The organism is Actinoallomurus acanthiterrae, from assembly GCF_054775715.1.
Genome location: NZ_BAAHCO010000001.1, coordinates 2,902,816 through 2,920,354, shown reverse-complemented (window position 1 = coordinate 2,920,354; position 17,539 = coordinate 2,902,816). Strand labels below are relative to the sequence as shown.

Sequence of the window (17,539 nt, the reverse complement as noted above, 5' to 3'; positions counted from 1 at the left end):
ACCCGCTCAGCCGCCCCGCAGCGCCTTGCGCGCCGTGCGGTCCGCGCGGCGATGGCCGTGGAAGTGGCCCGGGTGGTACAGGTGCGAGCGGGTGCCGCCGGCCTCGAGCGCGGCGCCGACCAGCACGAGCGTGTGCTTCCACAGTTTGTGCTGTTTGACGGTCTCGGCCAGCGTGTCCAGGCGGCAGCGCACGATCAGCTCGTCGGGCCAGGTGCACTGGTAGGCGACCACGCAGGGCGTCTCGGGCGGGTACCCGCCCTCCAGGAGCTCCTCCTGCAGCTGCTTCGAGCGCGCCGCCGACAGGAACAGCGCCATCGTCGTGCCGTGCCGGGCGAACTCCCGGACCTCCTCCCCCGGCGGCATCGGCGTCTTGCCGCCGCCGAGCCGGGTCAGGACCACCGACTGGGCGACCTCGGGGATGGTCAGCTCCCGGCCGACCACCGCGGCGACGGCGGAGAAGCTGGACACGCCCGGCACGACCTCGGTGTCCAGGCCGAGGTCCCGGCAGCGGTCGAGCTGCTCCTGCAGCGCCCCCCACAGCGCGGGGTCGCCGGAGTGGATGCGCGCCACGGTCAGCCCCTCGGCGACGGCGCGCTCGTAGTACGGCAGCACGCCCTCCATGGGCAGTTGCGCCGAGTCGACGATCTCCGCGTCCGGGCGGGCGTGCTGGAGCACGTCCTCGTGGACCAGGCTCGCCGCCCAGATCACCACGTCCGCCTCGGCGATCGCCTTCGCGGCCCGGAACGTCAGCAGGTCCGCCGCGCCCGGTCCCGCCCCGACGAACACCACGCGTCCACTCATGTTCTCCCTCTCAGCTTCCCGCCGGTGGTCGTCCGGCGGCCGGGCACGATCAGCGTCGACAGGTACGGCACCGGGCCGTCGAGGCCCTTCGCCGCGCGGACGTCCTCGTCCGGCAGGCCCAGCCGCGCGCCGTACACCGCGTCGTCGAGCCGCCCGGCATCCCGTACGACGGCGAGGGTCTCCTCGGCGACGCGGCCGAACTTGTACGCCACGACGGTGTCGCACGTCTCCAGCGCCGCGCGCAGTCCATCGGTGCCGCCCGTCAGGGGCAGCAGGCACAGCGACTCGTCGCCCTCGGTCAGGACGGTCCCCGACCGCGCGGCGAGGTCCTGCATGGCGGTGACGCCCGGCACGGTCTCGACCTCGACGCCCGGCTCCCGCTCGCGTACGGTCCGGGCCAGGTAGGTGAAGGTCGAGTAGACGTTCGGGTCGCCGATCGTCGCGAACGCCACCGTCCGCGCCCCGTCGGCGAACGCCTCGACGACCCGGCGCGCGGCGGCGTCCCAGGCGGTGACCCTGCGCTCGCTCAACCCGCCGGTGTCGTTCAGCGCGAACACCACGCGCTCGGCCTTGTCGGTGTAGGCGCGCACGACCGATTCGGCGCGGCCGGGCTCGTCCAGCGCCATGACGGGAACGAGCACGACGTCCGCCTCGCGCAGGACCCGCACGCCGCGGACGGTGACGAGCTCCGGATCGCCCGGCCCGACGCCGACGCCGACCAGCCTCGGTTTGTTCTGGTTCATTTCAGTTCGCCGTCCAGCAGGCTGAACAGCACGGCGTCGACCCGCCCGGCCGGGGTGAGCACGGCCTGGCGCAGCACGCCCTCCCGGGTGAAGCCGGCCTTCTCCGCGACGCCCTGCGAGGCGTGGTTGCCGACGGCGGCCAGCAGCTCGACCCGGTGCAGCCCCTTCTCGAACGCGTACGCGGCGGCGCCGCGCGTCGCCTCGACGGCGTACCCCTTGCGCCGCGCCCACGGCGCGATCCAGTAGCCGACCTCGACGCGGCCGTCAGTCCACTCCGCGCGATCGAGGCCGAGAGCGCCGACGAACCGGTCGCCGCCCACGATGGCGAAGTTGACACCGCGGGCCGGATCGATGTGGGCGTACGTGACGCACCAGGCGAGCGCGGTCTCGGCGGTCTGGGCGGGTGCCCAGGCCATCCAGCGGAGGAGCGCCGGGTCGCGGCTCGCGGCCAGGACGTCGTCGGCGTCGTCCTCCTCGAACGGGCGCAGCAGCAGCCGCCGGGTCTCCAGCAGCACACCCTCGTCGAACGTCATCGGCACGCTCCCGCGAAACGGCTCGCCATCTCCGGACTACCAGCCCAATGGAGATGAAGATAGGACGCAAGGCGGTTCCGGCCGGCGAACCCCTCGGGCCCGGACCCCGGCCATCGCCAGGCGGGTTCGGCACCCGGCCCGGAGACCACCGCCGTGCGATGGAACTCATGTCCCCGGAAACGCTCGCCCGTCCGCGTCACCGGCGAGTCGGCCACCGCGACCGCCTCGCGGTAGCCCAGGGTGAGCCGGGAGGTCATCCGCGCCTCCGCGTCGACGACCCCGCACATCGGCGCGCCGTCGAGCGTACGGGCGAGGTAGAGGAGGCCGGCGCACTCGGCGTAGATCGGCCCGTCGAACGCGGCGACCTGGCGGCGCAGCGGTTCGTTGGCCGCGAGTTCGGGGGCGTACATCTCGGGGAAGCCGCCGCCGATCACGACGCCGCGCGTGCCCTCCGGCAGCGCCTCGTCCCGCAGCGGGTCGAACGGGACGACCTCCGCCCCGGCGGCGGTCAGCAGCTCGTCGTTCTCCGCGTAGCCGAACGTGAACGCCGGCCCGCCCGCGACCGCGACGACAGGACGCACACCCGCCACGAGGTCGGCCCCGCGCCCTGGGTCGTACGACGTGTGCTCCGCCGGGTCCCAGGGGGTGGCCGCGACCGGTGGCGCGCCGTGGGCGAGGGCGAGCAGGCCCTGCAGGTCGCAGGACTCGGCCACGAGGGCGCCGAGCCGCTCGACGGTCCGTACGGCGTCGGCGCTGCGCTCGGCCGCCGGGATGAGGCCCAGGTGACGCGACGGGGTGCCGGCGTCCGCGTGGCGCCGCAGCACGCCGAGCACGGGCAGCCCGGTCTCATCGATCGCCGCGCGGCAGATCCGCTCGTGCCGGTCGGATCCGACCCGGTTGAGGATCACGCCGCCGATCCGCACCGTGGAGTCGTACGTCACGAAGCCGTGGACCAGCGCGGCGATCGAGCGGCCCGCCGACGAGGCGTCCACGACGAGGACGACCGGCGCGTCCAGGAGCCGGGCCACGTGCGCCGTGGAGGCGAACCCGCCCCCACCGGCTGCCTCGGCCCCGTCGAACAGCCCCATCACGCCCTCGATCACGGCGACGTCCGCGCCGCGCGCCCCGTGCAGGAACAGCGGCGCGACGAGGTCCTCCGAGGTCAGCCACGGGTCGAGGTTGCGGCCGGGCCGTCCGGCCGCGAGCGCGTGGTAGCCGGGGTCGATGTAGTCCGGTCCGACCTTGTGCGGCGAGACGTCGAGCCCGCGCGAGGTCAGCGCGGCCATCAGCCCCGTCGCGACCGTCGTCTTGCCGCTCCCGGAGGCGGGAGCGGCGATGACGAGGCGCGGGATCCTCACCGGACCGCCCGCGCGATCGGGGACACGGTCACCATTCGATGCCCTTCTGGCCCTTCTGGCCGGCGTCCATGGGGTGCTTGACCTTCCCCATCTCGGTGACGAGGTCGGCGAGCTCCACCAGGCGCGGGTCGGCGTCGCGGCCGGTGATGACGACGTGCTGGTACCCCGGCCGGTCCCGCAGCGTCGCGATCACGTCCTCGACGTCCACCCATCCCCACTTCATCGGGTAGGTGAACTCGTCCAGCACGTACAGCGTGTAGGTCTCGGCGGCGAGGTCGCGCTTGATCTGTTCCCAGCCCTCGCGCGCGTCCGCCGCGTGGTCCTCTTCGGTGCCGGGCCGCTGGATCCACGACCAGCCCTCGCCCATCTTGTGCCAGGTGACCGGGCCGCCCTCGCCGGACTCGCCGAGAACGCGCAGGGCCCGCTCCTCGCCGATGCGCCACTTGGCGGACTTGACGAACTGGAACACCCCGATCGGCCAGCCCTGGTTCCAGCCGCGCAGGGCCAGCCCGAAGGCCGCGGTGGACTTGCCCTTGCCGGGCCCGGTGTGGACGACCACGAGGGGCCGGTTGCGGCGCTGGCGGGTCGTGAGCCCGTCGTCGGGCACCTGCGACGGCTTTCCCTGCGGCATGTCAGTCCTTCCGTACGACGACGGTCACGAACTCATCGTCGAGGTTGATCACCTTGCGGGCTCGTTCCGGCGTCACGCCGCCGCCCTGCTGTCGTTGACGACGCCGGTGAGGGCGTCGGCGGCCAGTTCCTCCAGCTTGACGACCTCGGCGCCGAGGCGGGCGGCGATCCCGCCGGCGAGGCCGAGGCGTACGGGACCGCTCTCGCAGTCGACCACGACGGCGGTGACGCCGCGCAGCAGTTCGGCGGCGCGCAGCGCGTCGGCGGGTGAGCCGTGGGTCGCCCGGCCGTCGGTCACGAGGACGAGCAGCGGGCGGCGGGCGGGGTCGCGCAGGCGTTCGGCGCGCAGCACGTCGGCGGCGCGCAGCAGGCCCGCGGCGAGCGGGGTACGCCCGCCGGTGGGCAGCGTCTCGAGGCGGCGGGCCCCGGCCTCGACCGAGGAGGTGGGGGGCAGCGCGAGCTCGGCGGACCTGCCCCGGAAGGTGATCAGGCCGACCTTGTCGCGGCGCTGGTAGGCGTCGAGGAGGAGGCTGAGCACGGCGCCCTTCACGGCGCGCATCCGCTGCCGGGCGGCCATCGAGCCGCTCGCGTCGACGACGAACAGCACCAGGTTGCCCTCCCGGCCCTCCCGGACGCGTTCGCGCAGGTCACCGGAGCGGATCACCAGCCCGGCGCCGGTGCGGCCGCGGGCGCGCTGGTGCGGGGCGGCGGCGAGGAGCGTCGCGGTCAGGTGCAGCGAACGCGTGCCCCGGCGCGCGCCGGTCGTCCGGCCGTACGGCGTGCGGGCGCGCGAGCGGCGGCCCGGCGCGCCGTCGCCGAGACCCGGCACGGTGAACACCCGCGTCCGGAAGACGGCGTCGGCGGGTGCCGGTTCCGGGGAGTCCACCCGGGTGCGCTCGCCGTCGTCCTCGCCCGCGTCCCCGCCCGACAGCGCCTGCTCGATGTCGACCAGCGCCCCCTCGGGGGCGTGCCGCCCGTCGGAGTCGCCGGACCCGTCCGGGCCGGAGCCGTCCGGGCCGGGACCGTCGGGACCGCCGTCGGGGTCGTCGTCGGGGTCCTCGTCGCCGGAGTCGCGCCGGGAGCCCCACTCGACGGTGGTGTCCGGGTCGGGGCCGGTGTCCGGACCGGGTGCGGGGTCCGGCTCGCTCCCCGTGCGCGGCTGGGGCACGTCCGGAAGGGAGGAGCCGGGGTCGTCGTCGGAGTCGTAGTCGGCGGTGCTGTCGAGGACGTCGTCGAGCTTGTCCTCGTCCAGGCCCGGCGCGTCGAAGGGGTCGCGGCGGCGCCGGTGTGGGAGGGCGAGCCGGGCGGCGACGCGGACGTCGGCGGCGGTGACGACGGTCCGGGCGTGCCAGGCGGCGAGGGCCATCGCGGCGCGGGCCATCACGATGTCGGCGCGCAGCCCGTCCACCTCGAACGCGGCGCACACCGCCGTGATCTGGCGCAGCGCGCCGTCCGGAAGCACGACCTCGGAGAGCCTGGCGCGTGCCTGGCCGATCCGCCAGGCCAGCTCGGCCTCGGCCCGCGCCCAGCCGAGCGTGAACGTCGCGGGATCGGCCTCGAAGGCCAGGCGCCGCCGGACGACCTCCGCCCGCTCCTCCGGGTCCCGGGTGGCCGTCACCTCCACCGTCAGGCCGAACCTGTCGAGCAGCTGCGGCCGCAGCTCGCCCTCTTCGGGGTTCATCGTGCCGACCAGCAGGAACCGGGAGGCGTGCCGGATGGAGACGCCCTCGCGCTCGACGTACGACTGCCCCATCGCGGCGGCGTCGAGGAGGAGGTCGACGAGGTGGTCGTGGAGCAGGTTCACCTCGTCGACGTACAGGACGCCGCGGTGGGCCTCGGCCAGCAGGCCGGGCTGGTACGCCTGGACGCCCTCGGTCAGGGCGCGTTCGAGGTCGAGCGAGCCGGTGAGGCGGTCCTCGGCGGCGCCGATCGGCAGCTCCACGAGTCGCGCCGACCGGACCAGCGTGCCGCCGTCCTCGCCGTGCGGCCCGTCGGGGCACTGCGGGTCCGGCGCCTGCGGGTCGCAGGAGAACCGGCAGTCCTCCACGACCGTGACGTCCGGCAGCAGCGCGGCGAGGCCGCGCACGATGGTGGACTTGGCGGTGCCCTTCTCGCCACGGACCAGCACGCCGCCGACGGCCGGGGAGATCGCGTTGATCAGGAGGGCGAGTTTGAGGTCGTCCAGCCCCGTGATGGCGGAGAACGGATAGGTGTTCACCCGGTGGTCGTCCTTTCCTCGGGTTAACGCGCCCGTAGGTGGTCTGGCATCGGCGACCGGAGTCTCCTGGCTCCCGGCTCGTCGCCCACCCTCGGCCTTCCGGCTCACGCCGTGGCCTTTCGTAAGGAAGAACTCCCCGGTCACAGTTGCGCGACAGCCCCGGATTCGCACCGGGTTCCTCCGCGTATCGCCGGGAGACAGCATGACATATCCGGTCTGGCCCGCGACACCGCAGGTCCGGAGCAGGGCCTCGGCGCACAGGCCGGCGCCGCACACCCGCACCGCCCCCCGTACGGCCGCCACGCCTGTACGGCCGCCGCGGCCGTGCGGTCGGGCCCGTGCCGGATCGACGTCGATCTGCTTGAATAGAACGCGTTCTAGTTTTGAGGAGGCGCGCGGATGAGGCTCGGCATCAACGTCGGCTACTGGCAGCGGGATCCGGAGGACGCCACCGAGACGGTGCTGGCGGCCGAACGGCTCGGCTATGAGTACGTCTTCACCGCGGAGGCGTACGGCTCCGACGCCTTCACCACGCTCGCCTGGTATGGCGCCCGGACGTCGCGCATCAAGCTGGGCACGGCGGTGGTCCAGATGTCCGCCCGCACCCCCGCCGCGACCGCCATGCACGCGCTGACGCTCGACGCGCTGTCCGGCGGCCGGCTCACCCTCGGCATCGGCGCGTCCGGCCCCCAGGTCGTCGAGGGCTGGTACGGCGTGCCGTTCGCCCGGCCGCTGGAGCGCACGCGCGAGTACGTCCGGATCCTGCGGGACGTCTGGCGGCGCGAGGAGCCGGTGACCTCCACCGGCCCCCACTACCCGCTGCCGCTGCCGCCGTCGGCGTACGGTCCCGGCCGCGTCACCGGTCTCGGCAAGCCGCTCAAGTCGATCGTCCATCCCGTACGCCCGCGGATCCCGGTCTACCTCGGCGCGGAGGGCCCGAAGAACATCGCCCTCGCCACCGAGATCGCGGACGGCTGGCTGCCCCTCTTCGTCGATCCGACCCGGATCGAGGCGGTGTTCGGGGCGTCGCTGGCGGGCCGCCGGGAGGGGTTCGACGTCGCCGCGACCGTGACGACGATCGTGACGGACGACCTGGCGACCGCGCTGGAGTTCGCCAAGATCCCGCTGGCGTTCTACATCGGCGGGATGGGCGCCAAGGACCGCAACTTCCACCTCGACCTGATCGGGCGGCTGGGCTACGCCGAGGAGGCCGTACGCGTGCAGGAGCTGTTCCTGTCCGGCCGGCGCGACGAGGCGATCAAGGCGGTGCCGGACGAGCTGGCCGACTCCATCTCCCTGCTCGGTCCGATCGGCCGCATCAAGGAACGCCTCCGCCTGTGGCAGGACTCACCCGTGACCACGCTCCTCATCGCCGGGGTGAAGGACGAGCCGACCCTGAAGGCCATCCGCGACCTCGTCGAGTCCTGAACTCCCTCGAGGGCGCGTCGTCAGTTCCAGGCGCGGGAGAGCATCCAGGTGCCGGTCTCCTGGTCGTGACGCAGCTCGTACACGCCGATCGCCCGGTCCGGAGTGGCCTCGACGCGCCAGAACTCCCGCTCGACGCCTTCCGGGGCCTCGGGGTGCCGCTCGTGCCACCAGTCGCGGGTGGTGACCCAGCGGTCCAGGACGCGCAGCACCGTGTAGAGCCGGCCGCGCCAGACGAAGCGCGAGGGCCTGCCGTCGCTGAGCCAGACCTCGACCGGGTCGCCGTACACCCGGCTCATCGGCCGCCACCCGGCGCGTCTTCACGCCCCGCGAACCCATCGCTCGCTCCGCCCACGCGGGCCGCCCACCTTCCGGATCGATGACAGGGAGTGAGCCTGGGGGAAGGCAGGCGACAAGTTCGAACATACGTTCGGAAGTAGCTTTTGTAAAGTGCCTACCGCCGGGCGATCTCGCGGCTCAGCGACCGAGGGAGTGCGCGATCGCTTCGGCGGCGCGCACGGGGTCGGCGGCGTCCGCCTGGCCGCCCCGGCCCCACAGGTACGACCAGGCGATCCGGGACGTCGGCATGGCGACCACCATCACGCTCCGCCCGCCGGTCGGGTCGACCACGCGCAGCATGGACTCCTCGGCCCCGACCAGCACGCCACGCAGACCGCGGACCTCGACCTCGCGGGCGAGTGCCTCCAGGTGGCGACGCCGCGGCCCGGACGGGGAATCCGCAGTGGCGGCCATGGGTTGCCACCCCTCTCGCGCTTGGACGATACGGCAGGAAGGGGTACGCCCTAGGGCGTTCAACAGGTAAGGTGCCATCCGGTGGCAAAAGGTGCCCAGATGGCAACGGTGAGTGACCTTCCCTGTCAGGATGTCCTCCCCCACTTTGACGTGCAAGTATTTTCGGACAAATAGATCAGACGGATTCGGCATCACCCGTGCACAGTTCAACGGCCCCTACGCGGTCCGGCCGAGGGTTTCGGCCTCACCCACCGCAGCCCACCACCGGTCCCCCCTCTTGTCGCCATTCCCGCAGGACGCTCGCCATGGAGGTGCCCCATGTCCGATGGTCGTAGCCCCACCGTTCGCCGTCGCCGGCTCGGGATGGAACTGCGGAGGCTCCGCGAAGCCGCGGGTCTCATGATCGAAGACGTCGCGAAGCACCTCGAGTGCTCGATGTCACGCGTCAGTCGCATCGAGACCGGCAAGTCGGTGGCGCGCATCCGCGACGTACGGGACATGCTCGACCTCTACGGGCTGCCCGAGGGCTCCCAGCGCGACCAGCTCCTCGGGCTCGCCAAGGACGCCCAGCAGCGCGGCTGGTGGACCGAGTACGAAGCGGTGCTGTCCACGTCCGCGGGCCTGGACACCTACATCGGCCTGGAGGCCTCCGCCGCCTCCATTCGAACGTTCCAGACCCATCTGGTGCCGGGTCTCCTGCAGACCGAGGAGTACGCCCGCGCGCTGATCAAGGCCGGCCCGGCGAGACCCCCGAGAACGTCGACCGGCGCATCGCGCTGCGCACCCGCCGCCAGGCCATGCTGCAGGAGCCCGGCCGCCTGGAGCTGTGGACCGTGATCGACGAGGCGGTCCTGCGCCGGCCGATCGGCGGCATCACGGTGATGCGGGCCCAGCTGATGCGGCTGCTCGAGGCCGCCGAGCTGCCCGGCGTCACCATCCAGGTACTGCCGTTCGCGCGGGGCGCCCACCCGGGCGTCGACGGGGCCTTCACGATCATCGGCTTCCCCGACCCCACCGACCTGGACGTCGTCTACATCGACTGTCCCGCCGGGAACATCTTCCTTGAGAAGGAAAAGGACGTCCGCCGTCACACGACCTGGTTCGACCATCTGCGGGCCGCCGCGCTGCCACCCGACGAGTCAGCCGAGTTCATCGCGGCAGCGGCGGACGAGTTCAAGAGTGCGTCCCCGTACCCGCGGGGGTGATTTATCAGAGAGGAGAGCAGGGGATGAGTGGCCACCCCGATCTCACCGACGTCGGCTGGCGCAAGAGCAGCCGCAGTTCCAACAACGCCGACTGCGTCGAGGTCGCCGTGATCGACGGCTCCGACGACTGACACATATCTCATGCCCAGCCGACCGCGGGAGTTCGCTCCCGCGGTCCCTCTCGGGTTTGCGCCGGGTTAAGATCGCCACATGCTGCCCTGGTCGGCCGAGCTCGCCGGACGTATCGACGAACACGAGTTCTCCAGCGATCTGCTGCGCGACAACCCTCTCGGCGACCCGCATCGGCGGCCGCTGTGGGTGTACGTCCCGCCGGGATACGACGACGAGCCGGACCGCCGCTACCCCGCGGTCTATGTGATCCAGGGTTACACCGGCTCGCTGCCGATGTGGCGCAACCGCCCGCCGTGGCGGCAGCCCTTCCCGGAGCTGGCCGACCAGGTCTTCGCGCGCGGCGAGACGCCGCCGGTGATCGTGGTCTACGTCGACGCCTGGACGGCGGTCGGCGGCAGCCAGTTCCTCGACTCCCCCGGCACCGGGCGCTACCACTCGTACCTGTGCGAAGAGATCGTGCCATGGGTCGACGCGCACTACCGGACGCTCGCCGACCGGGACCACCGCGCGATCAGCGGCAAGTCCAGCGGCGGCTACGGCGCGATGATCACGCCGATGCTGAGGCCGGACGTGTTCGGCGCGCTCGCCACGCACGCCGGCGACGCCCTGTTCGACGTCTGCTACCGCTCGGAGTTCCCCAAGACGGCTCGCGTCCTGCGCGACGCGTACGACGGCTCGATCGAGAAGTTCCTCGCCGACTTCCGGGGCCGGCTCGCCGGCACCAAGGAGAGCGACTTCCCGCTCATCGAGATCTACGGGTACTCCGCGGCGTACTCCGCCGACGACGACGGCACCGTCCGTCTGCCGTTCGACGACACCGGCACCGTCATCCCCGAGGTCTGGGAGCGCTGGCTGGCCAACGACCCGGTGCTGATGGCCGGGCGCCCGGAGTACGCCGAGGCGCTGCGCTCGCTGCGGGCCGTCTGGATCGACGCGGGCACCAAGGACGAGTACCACCTCGACTTCGGCGCCGTCGCCTTCCGCCGCGCGGTCGCGGCGGCGGGCGTGACGGACGACGCGGTCCACTTCGAGCTGTTCGACGCGGGCCACGGCGCCATCGAATACCGCTACCCTCTCTCGCTCGCCTGGCTGGCCGAACGCATCGCGTGAGCCCCTGAGCCAGGGCCTGTCTCGAAGTCCCCGTCCGTAGCGAGCGGTGTCCAGGTGGTGCCTCGCAAGGCGGAGGAGGGAGTCAGCCCGGTGTTGGCTGGCGACTCCTCCCGGGGTCCCCGCGGAAACGCGGAGGTCGGCGAAGCCGTCTCTGCGCGTTTTCGTGGGGTGGGGGCGACAACGCGGCGAGGCGCCGCCTGGGCGCCGCGCAGTAGGACAGCGGGACTTCGAGACAGGCCCTACGGGCGGGACTGGGCCCGGGCGCGGAACGCCGCGGTCTTGACCCGGTTCTGGCACGCGGTGGAGCAGAAGCGGCGCATGCCGTTGCGCGAGGTGTCGACGTAGACCCGGTCGCAGTGCGGTGCCGTGCACACGCCGAGCCGGTCGTGCAGCTCGCCGCCGAGGACCACGGCCAGGCCGGTGGCGCACGGAGCCGCCCATTCGGCGGCGAGCCCATCCCCCGCGCCGTGGAAGTGAATGTGCCAGGGCTCCCCGTCATGGCGGGTGAGCCTCGGCTTCGCCTGGGTCTCCTCGAGCAGCCGGTTGACCTGCTCCGCGGCGGCGTCAAGGTCTCCGGCCGCCACCGCTTCGAAGACGGCGCGCAGTTCCCGCGCGATGGCGGTCAGCTCGCCGACCTGTGACTCGGTGATCTCGGCGCGCCGACTGACGGCACGCAGCACCTCGGTGGCGGCCTCCGCCCGGGCCGCGGCGTCCGGAAGCCGGTACGGCCGCCCGCGCCGTTCGCCCTCCGTGAGGGCGTTGACCAGACCGACGGCGCTCGCCACCACCACGTCCATGTGACTGTTGAAATTCACTTGACCAGTTACGTCTCTCGTTCTAGGTTGTCACTGGCAAAAGGGTATACGTCAGTTACGGAGGAGCTCCATGGCCGCACTCACCCGCGACGTCGCCGACCGCTGGATCACCCGCTGGGACCGCCAGCAGGAGGGCTTCCTCCCGGACCGCGAGGAGCGGTTCACCGCCCTCATCGACGCGGTCGCCGCCGGCGCCGGCCCGACCCTCTCGTCCTGGACCTGGGCTGCGGACCGGGCTCCCTGTCGGCCCGGCTGCTCGACCGCCTCCCCCAGGCCCGGATCGTCGCCATCGACACCGACCCGCTGCTGCTGTCCCTGGGGCGCGCCCTGCACGCCGACCGGGACGATCTCACCTTCGCCGACCTCGATCTGCGCGTGCCCGGGTGGGCGGCCCGGCTGCGCCTGGACCGGGAGGTGGACGCCGCGGTGAGCACCACCGCCCTCCACTGGATCACCGAGGCGGAGCTGCGGGTGACGTACGGCGAGCTGGCCACCGTGATGCGCCCCGGCGGGCTGTTCCTCAACGGCGACAATTTCTCGGCCGAGGACGCCACTCCCATCATCGCCCGGCTCGACCGCGCCCTGCAGGAGCTGGAGACCGAGCGGCGATTCGCCGGGGACCGGCCGGAGGGCTGGCGGCAGTGGTGGGACGCGGCCGCCGCGGACCCGGTGCTCGGCGGTCTCAAGGAGGCCCGCGACGCCTCCGCGGCCGGCCATCACGGCTCCGAGTCCGGCCTGCTGTCCACGCACGTCCGCGCCCTCCGGGAGGCCGGCTTCGGCGAGGTCGGCCCCCTGTGGCAGCGCGGCGACAACCGCATCCTGTGCGCCGTCCGGTGACCCGGACCTGATCCGGCGGCTCACGCGGCTCGGACGCCGTAGGGTACGCCGGACCCGGTCACTGCGCGTACAGCGGCGGTCAACGTACATGAGACGCAACATACGTTACGTCTCATGTACGGAGGCTCCCTGCCTCAGTCCGAGGACCGGCGTTCCGTACGGTGCGGGACCGTGACGGCGATCAGGACGGCGACGGCGACGAGTCCCGCCGCGACCAGGAAGCCGAGGCGGTAGCCACCGGCCGCGGCGGCGACGGCGGACGCGCCGTGGCCCGCGAGCGTACGGCCGTGCGCGGCCGAGAGGGTCGCCAGGACCGCCAGCCCGACGGCCGCTCCCACCTGCGTCGTCGTGTTGATGAGGCCGGAGGCGAGGCCCGCGTCGCTCGGGGTGGCGTCCGACATGGCCAGTGCCGCCAGCGCGGGGAACGCGACGCCGACGCCCGTGCCGATGAGGACCACCGCGGGCAGGACGTCGATCAGGAAGGCGCCGTGCACGGGCGCGCGTGCGAACAGCAGGAGACCCACGGCGGCCAGCGTCAGCCCGCTGAGCAGCGTCGCCCGGACGCTGAACGCCGTGATGAGGCGTTCGGCGAAGCGCAGCGAGACGGTGGCCATCACGACGGTCGTGGGCAGGAAGGCGAGGCCGGTCCGCAGCGCGTCGTAGCCGAGCACGCGCTGGAGGTAGAGCACGCCGAGGAAGAACATGCCGAACATCCCGGAGACGGCCAGCGCCTGGACCGCGTTGGCCCCGGTGACGTTCCGCGAGCGGAAGATCCGCAGCGGCACGAGCGGGCTGCGCGCCGTCGCCTCCCGTACGACGAAGGCGGTCAGCAGCACGAGCGTGACGGCGGCGAGTTCGAGGGTGCGGGGCGCGGTCCAGCCCTGGGCCGCCGCCGGATCGACGATGGTGTAGACGCCGAGCATCAGCGCGGCGGTGATGAGGACGGCACCGAGGACGTCCGTGCCCGCCCCGAACCCGAGACCCTTGTCCCGGTCGAGGACCCGCAGGGACATCACGAGCGTCGCCACGCCGACCGGCAGGTTGATGAAGAAGATCCAGTGCCAGTTCAGCGCCTGCGTCAGCAGTCCGCCGGCGAGCAGCCCGGCCGAGCCGCCGGCGGAGGCGACGAAGCTGTAGACGCCGATGGCCTTCGCCTGCTCCCGCGGCTCGGGGAACAGCGTGACGATCATCCCCAGGATCACGGACGAGGTCATCGCGCCACCGACGCCCTGGACGAACCGCGCCGCGATCAGCGTCGCCGGTCCCTGCGCGAGCCCGCAGGCGAGCGAGGCGGCCGTGAAGACCACGAGGCCGGTGATGAAGACACCGCGGCGGGACACCAGATCGCCGAGCCGCCCGGCGAGCAGCAGCAGCCCGCCGAAGGCGATCAGGTAGGCGTTGACCACCCAGGCCAGGCCTGAAGAGGAGAAGCCCAGGTCACGTTGGATGGCGGGCAGCGCGACGTTCACCACCGTGGCGTCAATGACGATCAGCAGCATGCCGCCGCACAGCACGACGAGCGCGAGCCATCGGGCACGGTCGCTCACCGCCGGCGCGGCCAGCTCGGGTTCGGTCGATTCGACGGTGTCGTACATGGGGATCCTTCGGGGGGTTTCGAGCACGTCACCCATGTAGACCGCCACCGGCGAGAGAACTCATCGCCGCGCCGCAAGATCTATTATCGCCGTCGGCGATACCGCCTGTCACCGTCCCCGAGGATGATCTTCACGGCCTCCGGCCGGCCCTAGCGTGAAAGCCCGGAGACCATTCAAGGACGGTGAGCATGGGGCAGGACGGCCCGACCGCCGATGAGACGGCCGGCGCACCGGTGGACGCGGCGCTCGCCGCAGAACTCGTCGCCATGACCGACGAGGACCGGCGCCTGCAGCAGGGCGCGAGCGCCGGCGGCGAGGCGTACCAGAGCTGGGCGCAGGACGTCGGCGCGCAGCTGGCGTATCGCCGGGTGACCACGCGGAACGCCGACCGCCTTGACCGGATCCTGGACGAGTACTGCTGGCCGACGATCACGCTGGTCGGCGCGGAGGGGGCACGCCGCGCGTGGCTGATCGCCCAGCACGCGGACCGGCGGCTCGACGTGCAGCGGCGCGCACTGCGCCTGATGGCCGACGCGGTCGCGGTCGGCGAGGCGGACGCGGGCATGCTCGCCACGCTGCGCGACCGGGTGCTGGTGAACGAGGGACGCGAGCAGATCTATGGCACGCAGATCGCGGGCGTCGAGGACGGCGCCCCGGTCCCGTGGCCCTGCGCGGACCCCGACCGCCTGAACGAACGGCGCGCCGAGGCCGGGCTGGACCCCTTCCCCTTCTGAACGAACGGCGGATGAGGAAGCCGCCGAAGATGGAGAACAGCCACTCGAACCAGGCTGGCGCCGAGGCTCCGGTCGGATGAAGATCTCTCGCATCACCAGCGCGATCATGATGCCGATCGGGAGCACCTGAGTTGGTTGGCGCGCGGGACGGCGAACCGCGTCGTGACGACGTACAAGATGAACAGGTTGTCGACGCTGAGGCTGTACTCGGTCAGGTACCCGGCGAAGAACTGGGGGGAGTATTCGGTGCCGCAGCCGGCCGGGTTCCTTGGCCCCGAGCAGCTCGGCGGCCTCCGCCGTGATCTTCGGTTCCCAGCACCCGGGCCGACCTCGGTGAGCGTCTGACGTCCGCGACTCCGCCGGCGTCTGGACGCCCCAGTTCCGCGATATCTCCCGCCGTGTGCAGGAACGCGCTCAAGACCCAGCGGACCCGAGTCCAGGGAAGCACAGGCCACAGCAACAGCGCGGGAACCAGCGGAGCGAAGAAGGCCACCAGCACGAGCATGCCGAGCACGACCGCCATGCCCCGCCCCAGCACCTCAACGACCCGAGCCGCGTGCCGGCCCGGCGATACCAGCAAGATCGGCATCACACCCCACACCTCTCCGTTTGAGGACCAGATGTGGGAGGAGGTCTCTTCCGCCCTAAGCCTTCGGGGTCGAGGCGACAAACCATCCCGCACCCGCTGGCGCAGCCGGGTCCGATGCCGACACCCACCCGGCCCTCCCGGGCATGGGGGTGCCTCCATACTCCGCACTGGCAGGGCACCTGATGAGTGCAAGTCGCCCCAGATCAGCGGCGGCCTGGCTGGTCTAGCGCGGAGTTCAGGCCGGTCGGCTTATGCCCGATCTTCCGCTTCGGCGAGCGTGTCCTCGTACTCCCGCATCCATGTGGCGTTGCGCTGCTCAGCCGGTATGCCCTCCAGGCCCTCTGTGAGCATCGCCACCGCGTCTCGGTATTCGCCGATGCCGGCGAGCGCCGTTCCTATGTTCAGGTGGAAGAAGGCTTCGGTGTACCAGTACACCGGCGGTGGCGGCTCGCCCGCGTCTTCGGCCAGATCTGCTGCTGCCTCGAGCATGCGCCGTACCTGCTCGCGGTCTCCAAGCGCCGCATACCCCTGCGCGGCCTGCAGTGTGTCGAACGTCCTCTGGGACGGGTGCACCCGCGGGGTGGCCAGCGCGGCCGAGGCCGCACGCACCACCGCGCGTGGGCGACCCTGCTGTCGAGCCACGTATCCACGGAATGACGTGGCCAGTGCGGCGCCAGTGCCGTAGTCGACCTCATCGGCGAGTTCCTCGCCACGATCGAACAATGCCAATGCGCGGGCATCCTGCCGCATCGCGGCACGCAGCCATCCGGTGAAGGTGATCCAGTCGGCCGCGATGACCGCCAGTTCGTCACGGTGCGGCCCAGACGCTTCCCGGAGCATGGCTGTGACGTTGGCCATCTGCGCTGTGACGGGCTCCAACAATAGCTCTGGACCTATCGCATCCTCCAGACGCCGCTCGCCTATGAGGATCATCGACAGCGCATCGAGCACCCCTGCGTCAAGACGCGACGGACGAACCATCGCGAGCCTCAACCGCTCCTCGTCGTCAGGTGTGACGCTGCCGTTCACCTCAGCGTTCAGATCGCTCCACGGAGACCGCGGAGTCGCCTCGTCAACGTTGAAGAGATCCTCCTCAGCGATCCCAAAGGCACGGGCGTACAGCATGCGGTATCGCTCGGAGATGCCGACGGCGGCGCGCTCCCACCGTTTGACGTACCCGAGCAACGTTTCATGGTCCGGGAGACTGCCCCGGGCGTCACCAGCGGCGTGAGCGAGCCGCCGCGCCATTTCCGGTTTATCCCAATCGCGCGCCTTGCGTTCCGTGCGAATACGGGATGCCCAAACGCTTCGAATGCCGACCATCGTTCGCGTACACCTCGCGAGCAGCCAGGGGCACGGCTTTCGTGCCTTGCTCTGCCCCGCATTGTCGTCTCCCAGCACGGGAAGCGCAGCCTGTTGACTGACCGTAATCGGATCGACACGCCAAGCATGTGTGGCTCACGACGCAGGCGAACTCGTTTGGGGTGAGAAATGACCGGATCCAATAGGGATCACAGTCTCAGCGCACTGGTCGAACTGTGCCGGGAACTGGCCGCGCGAGGAATACGCGTCGAAATCAGCGACGCGCGTCCGGCTTTGTCGGCGCAGGTCGACGTGGCCGACCGGAGACTGTGGATCGAAGTCGATGCCTCGGGCGAGTCGTTCGTGTGGCGTCGCGACGACCACGATCACCACCGGACGGATGACCCGGCGGGTGCGGCGACGCGGATCACCGAATATCTGAAGAAGCGGGATCCACAGGTGAAGCGCCGTGGCATGTGATCAGATCACGGCGCTGCGCCGGCGGTTCCCGGGACTGACGTTCTGGTTCGGCAGCCGGACCAGAACGTGGTGGGCTCTCGTCTTGCTGCCCGGCGGCTGGCGGCTCGTCGAGGCCGCCGACCCGGAAGAGTTAACGCGAGCGATCATCCAGGCGATGTCATGGCCCTGGCCGTCCCCGCGCCAGGGTGCACGTTGGACTGTGGGCGCGAACGGGCCCACGGTGGGGACCGTGGCCTGATCACTGGTGGATGGTGACGGCAGAGAAGCCGTGGCCGCTTC

Annotated in this window: 18 protein-coding genes, 1 pseudogene and 1 riboswitch; of the genes and pseudogenes, 8 read left to right on the top strand and 11 right to left on the bottom strand. The window is 71.8% G+C overall.

Translation table 11 applies throughout. The annotated features are described in order from the left end of the window. Positions 1 to 6: 6 nt before the first annotated feature. The 6 genes from cobM to ACYVF7_RS14175 form a co-directional block, all read right to left on the bottom strand. Positions 7 to 801: a precorrin-4 C(11)-methyltransferase gene (gene cobM / locus ACYVF7_RS14200; RefSeq protein WP_460339662.1), complete on the bottom strand. Its 795-nt coding sequence runs from the start codon at positions 799 to 801 to the stop codon at positions 7 to 9. Continuing rightward, on the bottom strand, positions 798 to 1,544 hold the full coding sequence (gene cobI / locus ACYVF7_RS14195) for a precorrin-2 C(20)-methyltransferase (protein ID WP_460339660.1): 747 nt from the start codon (positions 1,542 to 1,544) through the stop codon (positions 798 to 800). Before cobI ends, cobM begins: the two co-directional genes overlap by 4 nt. Then, positions 1,541 to 2,077 carry a GNAT family N-acetyltransferase gene (locus tag ACYVF7_RS14190; protein ID WP_460339658.1) on the bottom strand — a complete coding sequence of 179 codons (537 nt, stop codon included), beginning with the start codon at positions 2,075 to 2,077 and terminating at the stop codon, positions 1,541 to 1,543. The genes cobI and ACYVF7_RS14190 overlap by 4 nt, the downstream gene beginning before the upstream one ends. Then, the gene (locus tag ACYVF7_RS14185) at positions 2,074 to 3,435 is read right to left on the bottom strand and encodes a cobyrinate a,c-diamide synthase (protein WP_460339656.1); all 1,362 of its coding nucleotides are present in this window, start codon (positions 3,433 to 3,435) and stop codon (positions 2,074 to 2,076) included. Before ACYVF7_RS14185 ends, ACYVF7_RS14190 begins: the two co-directional genes overlap by 4 nt. Positions 3,436 to 3,463: 28 nt before the next feature. Beyond that, positions 3,464 to 4,066, bottom strand: coding sequence for a cob(I)yrinic acid a,c-diamide adenosyltransferase (gene cobO, locus ACYVF7_RS14180; RefSeq protein WP_460339654.1), 603 nt, complete (start codon positions 4,064 to 4,066; stop codon positions 3,464 to 3,466). A gap of 72 nt (positions 4,067 to 4,138) precedes the next feature. Then, entirely contained in the window at positions 4,139 to 6,283 is a 2,145-nt protein-coding gene (locus ACYVF7_RS14175) for a magnesium chelatase subunit D family protein (protein WP_460339652.1), read from the bottom strand. Between the two features lie 59 nt (positions 6,284 to 6,342). Continuing rightward, positions 6,343 to 6,464, bottom strand: a riboswitch (cobalamin riboswitch). Between the two features lie 218 nt (positions 6,465 to 6,682). Here ACYVF7_RS14175 and ACYVF7_RS14170 point away from each other — a divergent pair. Then, complete coding sequence (locus ACYVF7_RS14170; protein WP_460339650.1) at positions 6,683 to 7,711, top strand: LLM class F420-dependent oxidoreductase; 1,029 nt, start codon at positions 6,683 to 6,685, stop codon at positions 7,709 to 7,711. Between the two features lie 20 nt (positions 7,712 to 7,731). Here ACYVF7_RS14170 and ACYVF7_RS14165 read toward each other — a convergent pair whose 3' ends face one another. Then, positions 7,732 to 8,007, bottom strand: a complete 276-nt coding sequence (locus tag ACYVF7_RS14165; protein ID WP_460339648.1) for a DUF6504 family protein — start codon at positions 8,005 to 8,007, stop codon at positions 7,732 to 7,734. A 178-nt stretch (positions 8,008 to 8,185) separates the two neighbouring features. Then, complete coding sequence (locus ACYVF7_RS14160) at positions 8,186 to 8,461, bottom strand: hypothetical protein (RefSeq protein WP_460339647.1); 276 nt, start codon at positions 8,459 to 8,461, stop codon at positions 8,186 to 8,188. Between the two features lie 318 nt (positions 8,462 to 8,779). On the opposite strand from ACYVF7_RS14160, the pseudogene ACYVF7_RS14155 reads away from it, so the two are divergent. The 3 genes and pseudogenes from ACYVF7_RS14155 to ACYVF7_RS14145 all read left to right on the top strand — a co-directional run bounded on the left by ACYVF7_RS14155 (position 8,780) and on the right by ACYVF7_RS14145 (position 10,908). Then, positions 8,780 to 9,666: pseudogene (locus ACYVF7_RS14155) on the top strand (helix-turn-helix domain-containing protein). A gap of 23 nt (positions 9,667 to 9,689) precedes the next feature. Further along, on the top strand, positions 9,690 to 9,797 hold the full coding sequence (locus ACYVF7_RS14150; RefSeq protein WP_433174632.1) for a DUF397 domain-containing protein: 108 nt from the start codon (positions 9,690 to 9,692) through the stop codon (positions 9,795 to 9,797). A 79-nt stretch (positions 9,798 to 9,876) separates the two neighbouring features. Next, the gene (locus ACYVF7_RS14145; protein ID WP_460339645.1) at positions 9,877 to 10,908 is read left to right on the top strand and encodes an alpha/beta hydrolase; all 1,032 of its coding nucleotides are present in this window, start codon (positions 9,877 to 9,879) and stop codon (positions 10,906 to 10,908) included. Between the two features lie 239 nt (positions 10,909 to 11,147). On the opposite strand, the gene ACYVF7_RS14140 is transcribed toward ACYVF7_RS14145, so the two are convergent. Further along, entirely contained in the window at positions 11,148 to 11,705 is a 558-nt protein-coding gene (locus ACYVF7_RS14140; RefSeq protein ID WP_460339642.1) for a CGNR zinc finger domain-containing protein, read from the bottom strand. A 45-nt stretch (positions 11,706 to 11,750) separates the two neighbouring features. On the opposite strand from ACYVF7_RS14140, the gene ACYVF7_RS14135 reads away from it, so the two are divergent. After that, positions 11,751 to 12,560 carry a class I SAM-dependent methyltransferase gene (locus ACYVF7_RS14135; RefSeq protein WP_460339640.1) on the top strand — a complete coding sequence of 270 codons (810 nt, stop codon included), beginning with the start codon at positions 11,751 to 11,753 and terminating at the stop codon, positions 12,558 to 12,560. Between the two features lie 134 nt (positions 12,561 to 12,694). Here ACYVF7_RS14135 and ACYVF7_RS14130 read toward each other — a convergent pair whose 3' ends face one another. After that, a complete protein-coding gene (locus ACYVF7_RS14130) occupies positions 12,695 to 14,155 on the bottom strand; it encodes a DHA2 family efflux MFS transporter permease subunit (protein ID WP_460339638.1) in 1,461 nt (486 codons plus the stop codon). 188 nt (positions 14,156 to 14,343) lie between these two features. Between ACYVF7_RS14130 and ACYVF7_RS14125 the strand changes: the two genes are divergently transcribed. Further along, the gene (locus ACYVF7_RS14125) at positions 14,344 to 14,889 is read left to right on the top strand and encodes a DUF6624 domain-containing protein (RefSeq protein ID WP_460339637.1); all 546 of its coding nucleotides are present in this window, start codon (positions 14,344 to 14,346) and stop codon (positions 14,887 to 14,889) included. Between the two features lie 838 nt (positions 14,890 to 15,727). Here the strand turns inward: ACYVF7_RS14125 and ACYVF7_RS14120 are convergent. Continuing rightward, positions 15,728 to 16,801: a transcriptional regulator gene (locus tag ACYVF7_RS14120; protein WP_460339635.1), complete on the bottom strand. Its 1,074-nt coding sequence runs from the start codon at positions 16,799 to 16,801 to the stop codon at positions 15,728 to 15,730. A gap of 168 nt (positions 16,802 to 16,969) precedes the next feature. Between ACYVF7_RS14120 and ACYVF7_RS14115 the strand changes: the two genes are divergently transcribed. Both ACYVF7_RS14115 and ACYVF7_RS14110 read left to right on the top strand, forming a co-directional pair. Then, positions 16,970 to 17,260, top strand: a complete 291-nt coding sequence (locus ACYVF7_RS14115) for a hypothetical protein (RefSeq protein ID WP_460339633.1) — start codon at positions 16,970 to 16,972, stop codon at positions 17,258 to 17,260. Next, a complete protein-coding gene (locus ACYVF7_RS14110; RefSeq protein WP_460339631.1) occupies positions 17,250 to 17,498 on the top strand; it encodes a hypothetical protein in 249 nt (82 codons plus the stop codon). Before ACYVF7_RS14115 ends, ACYVF7_RS14110 begins: the two co-directional genes overlap by 11 nt. The last annotated feature ends 41 nt before the right edge of the window (positions 17,499 to 17,539 follow it).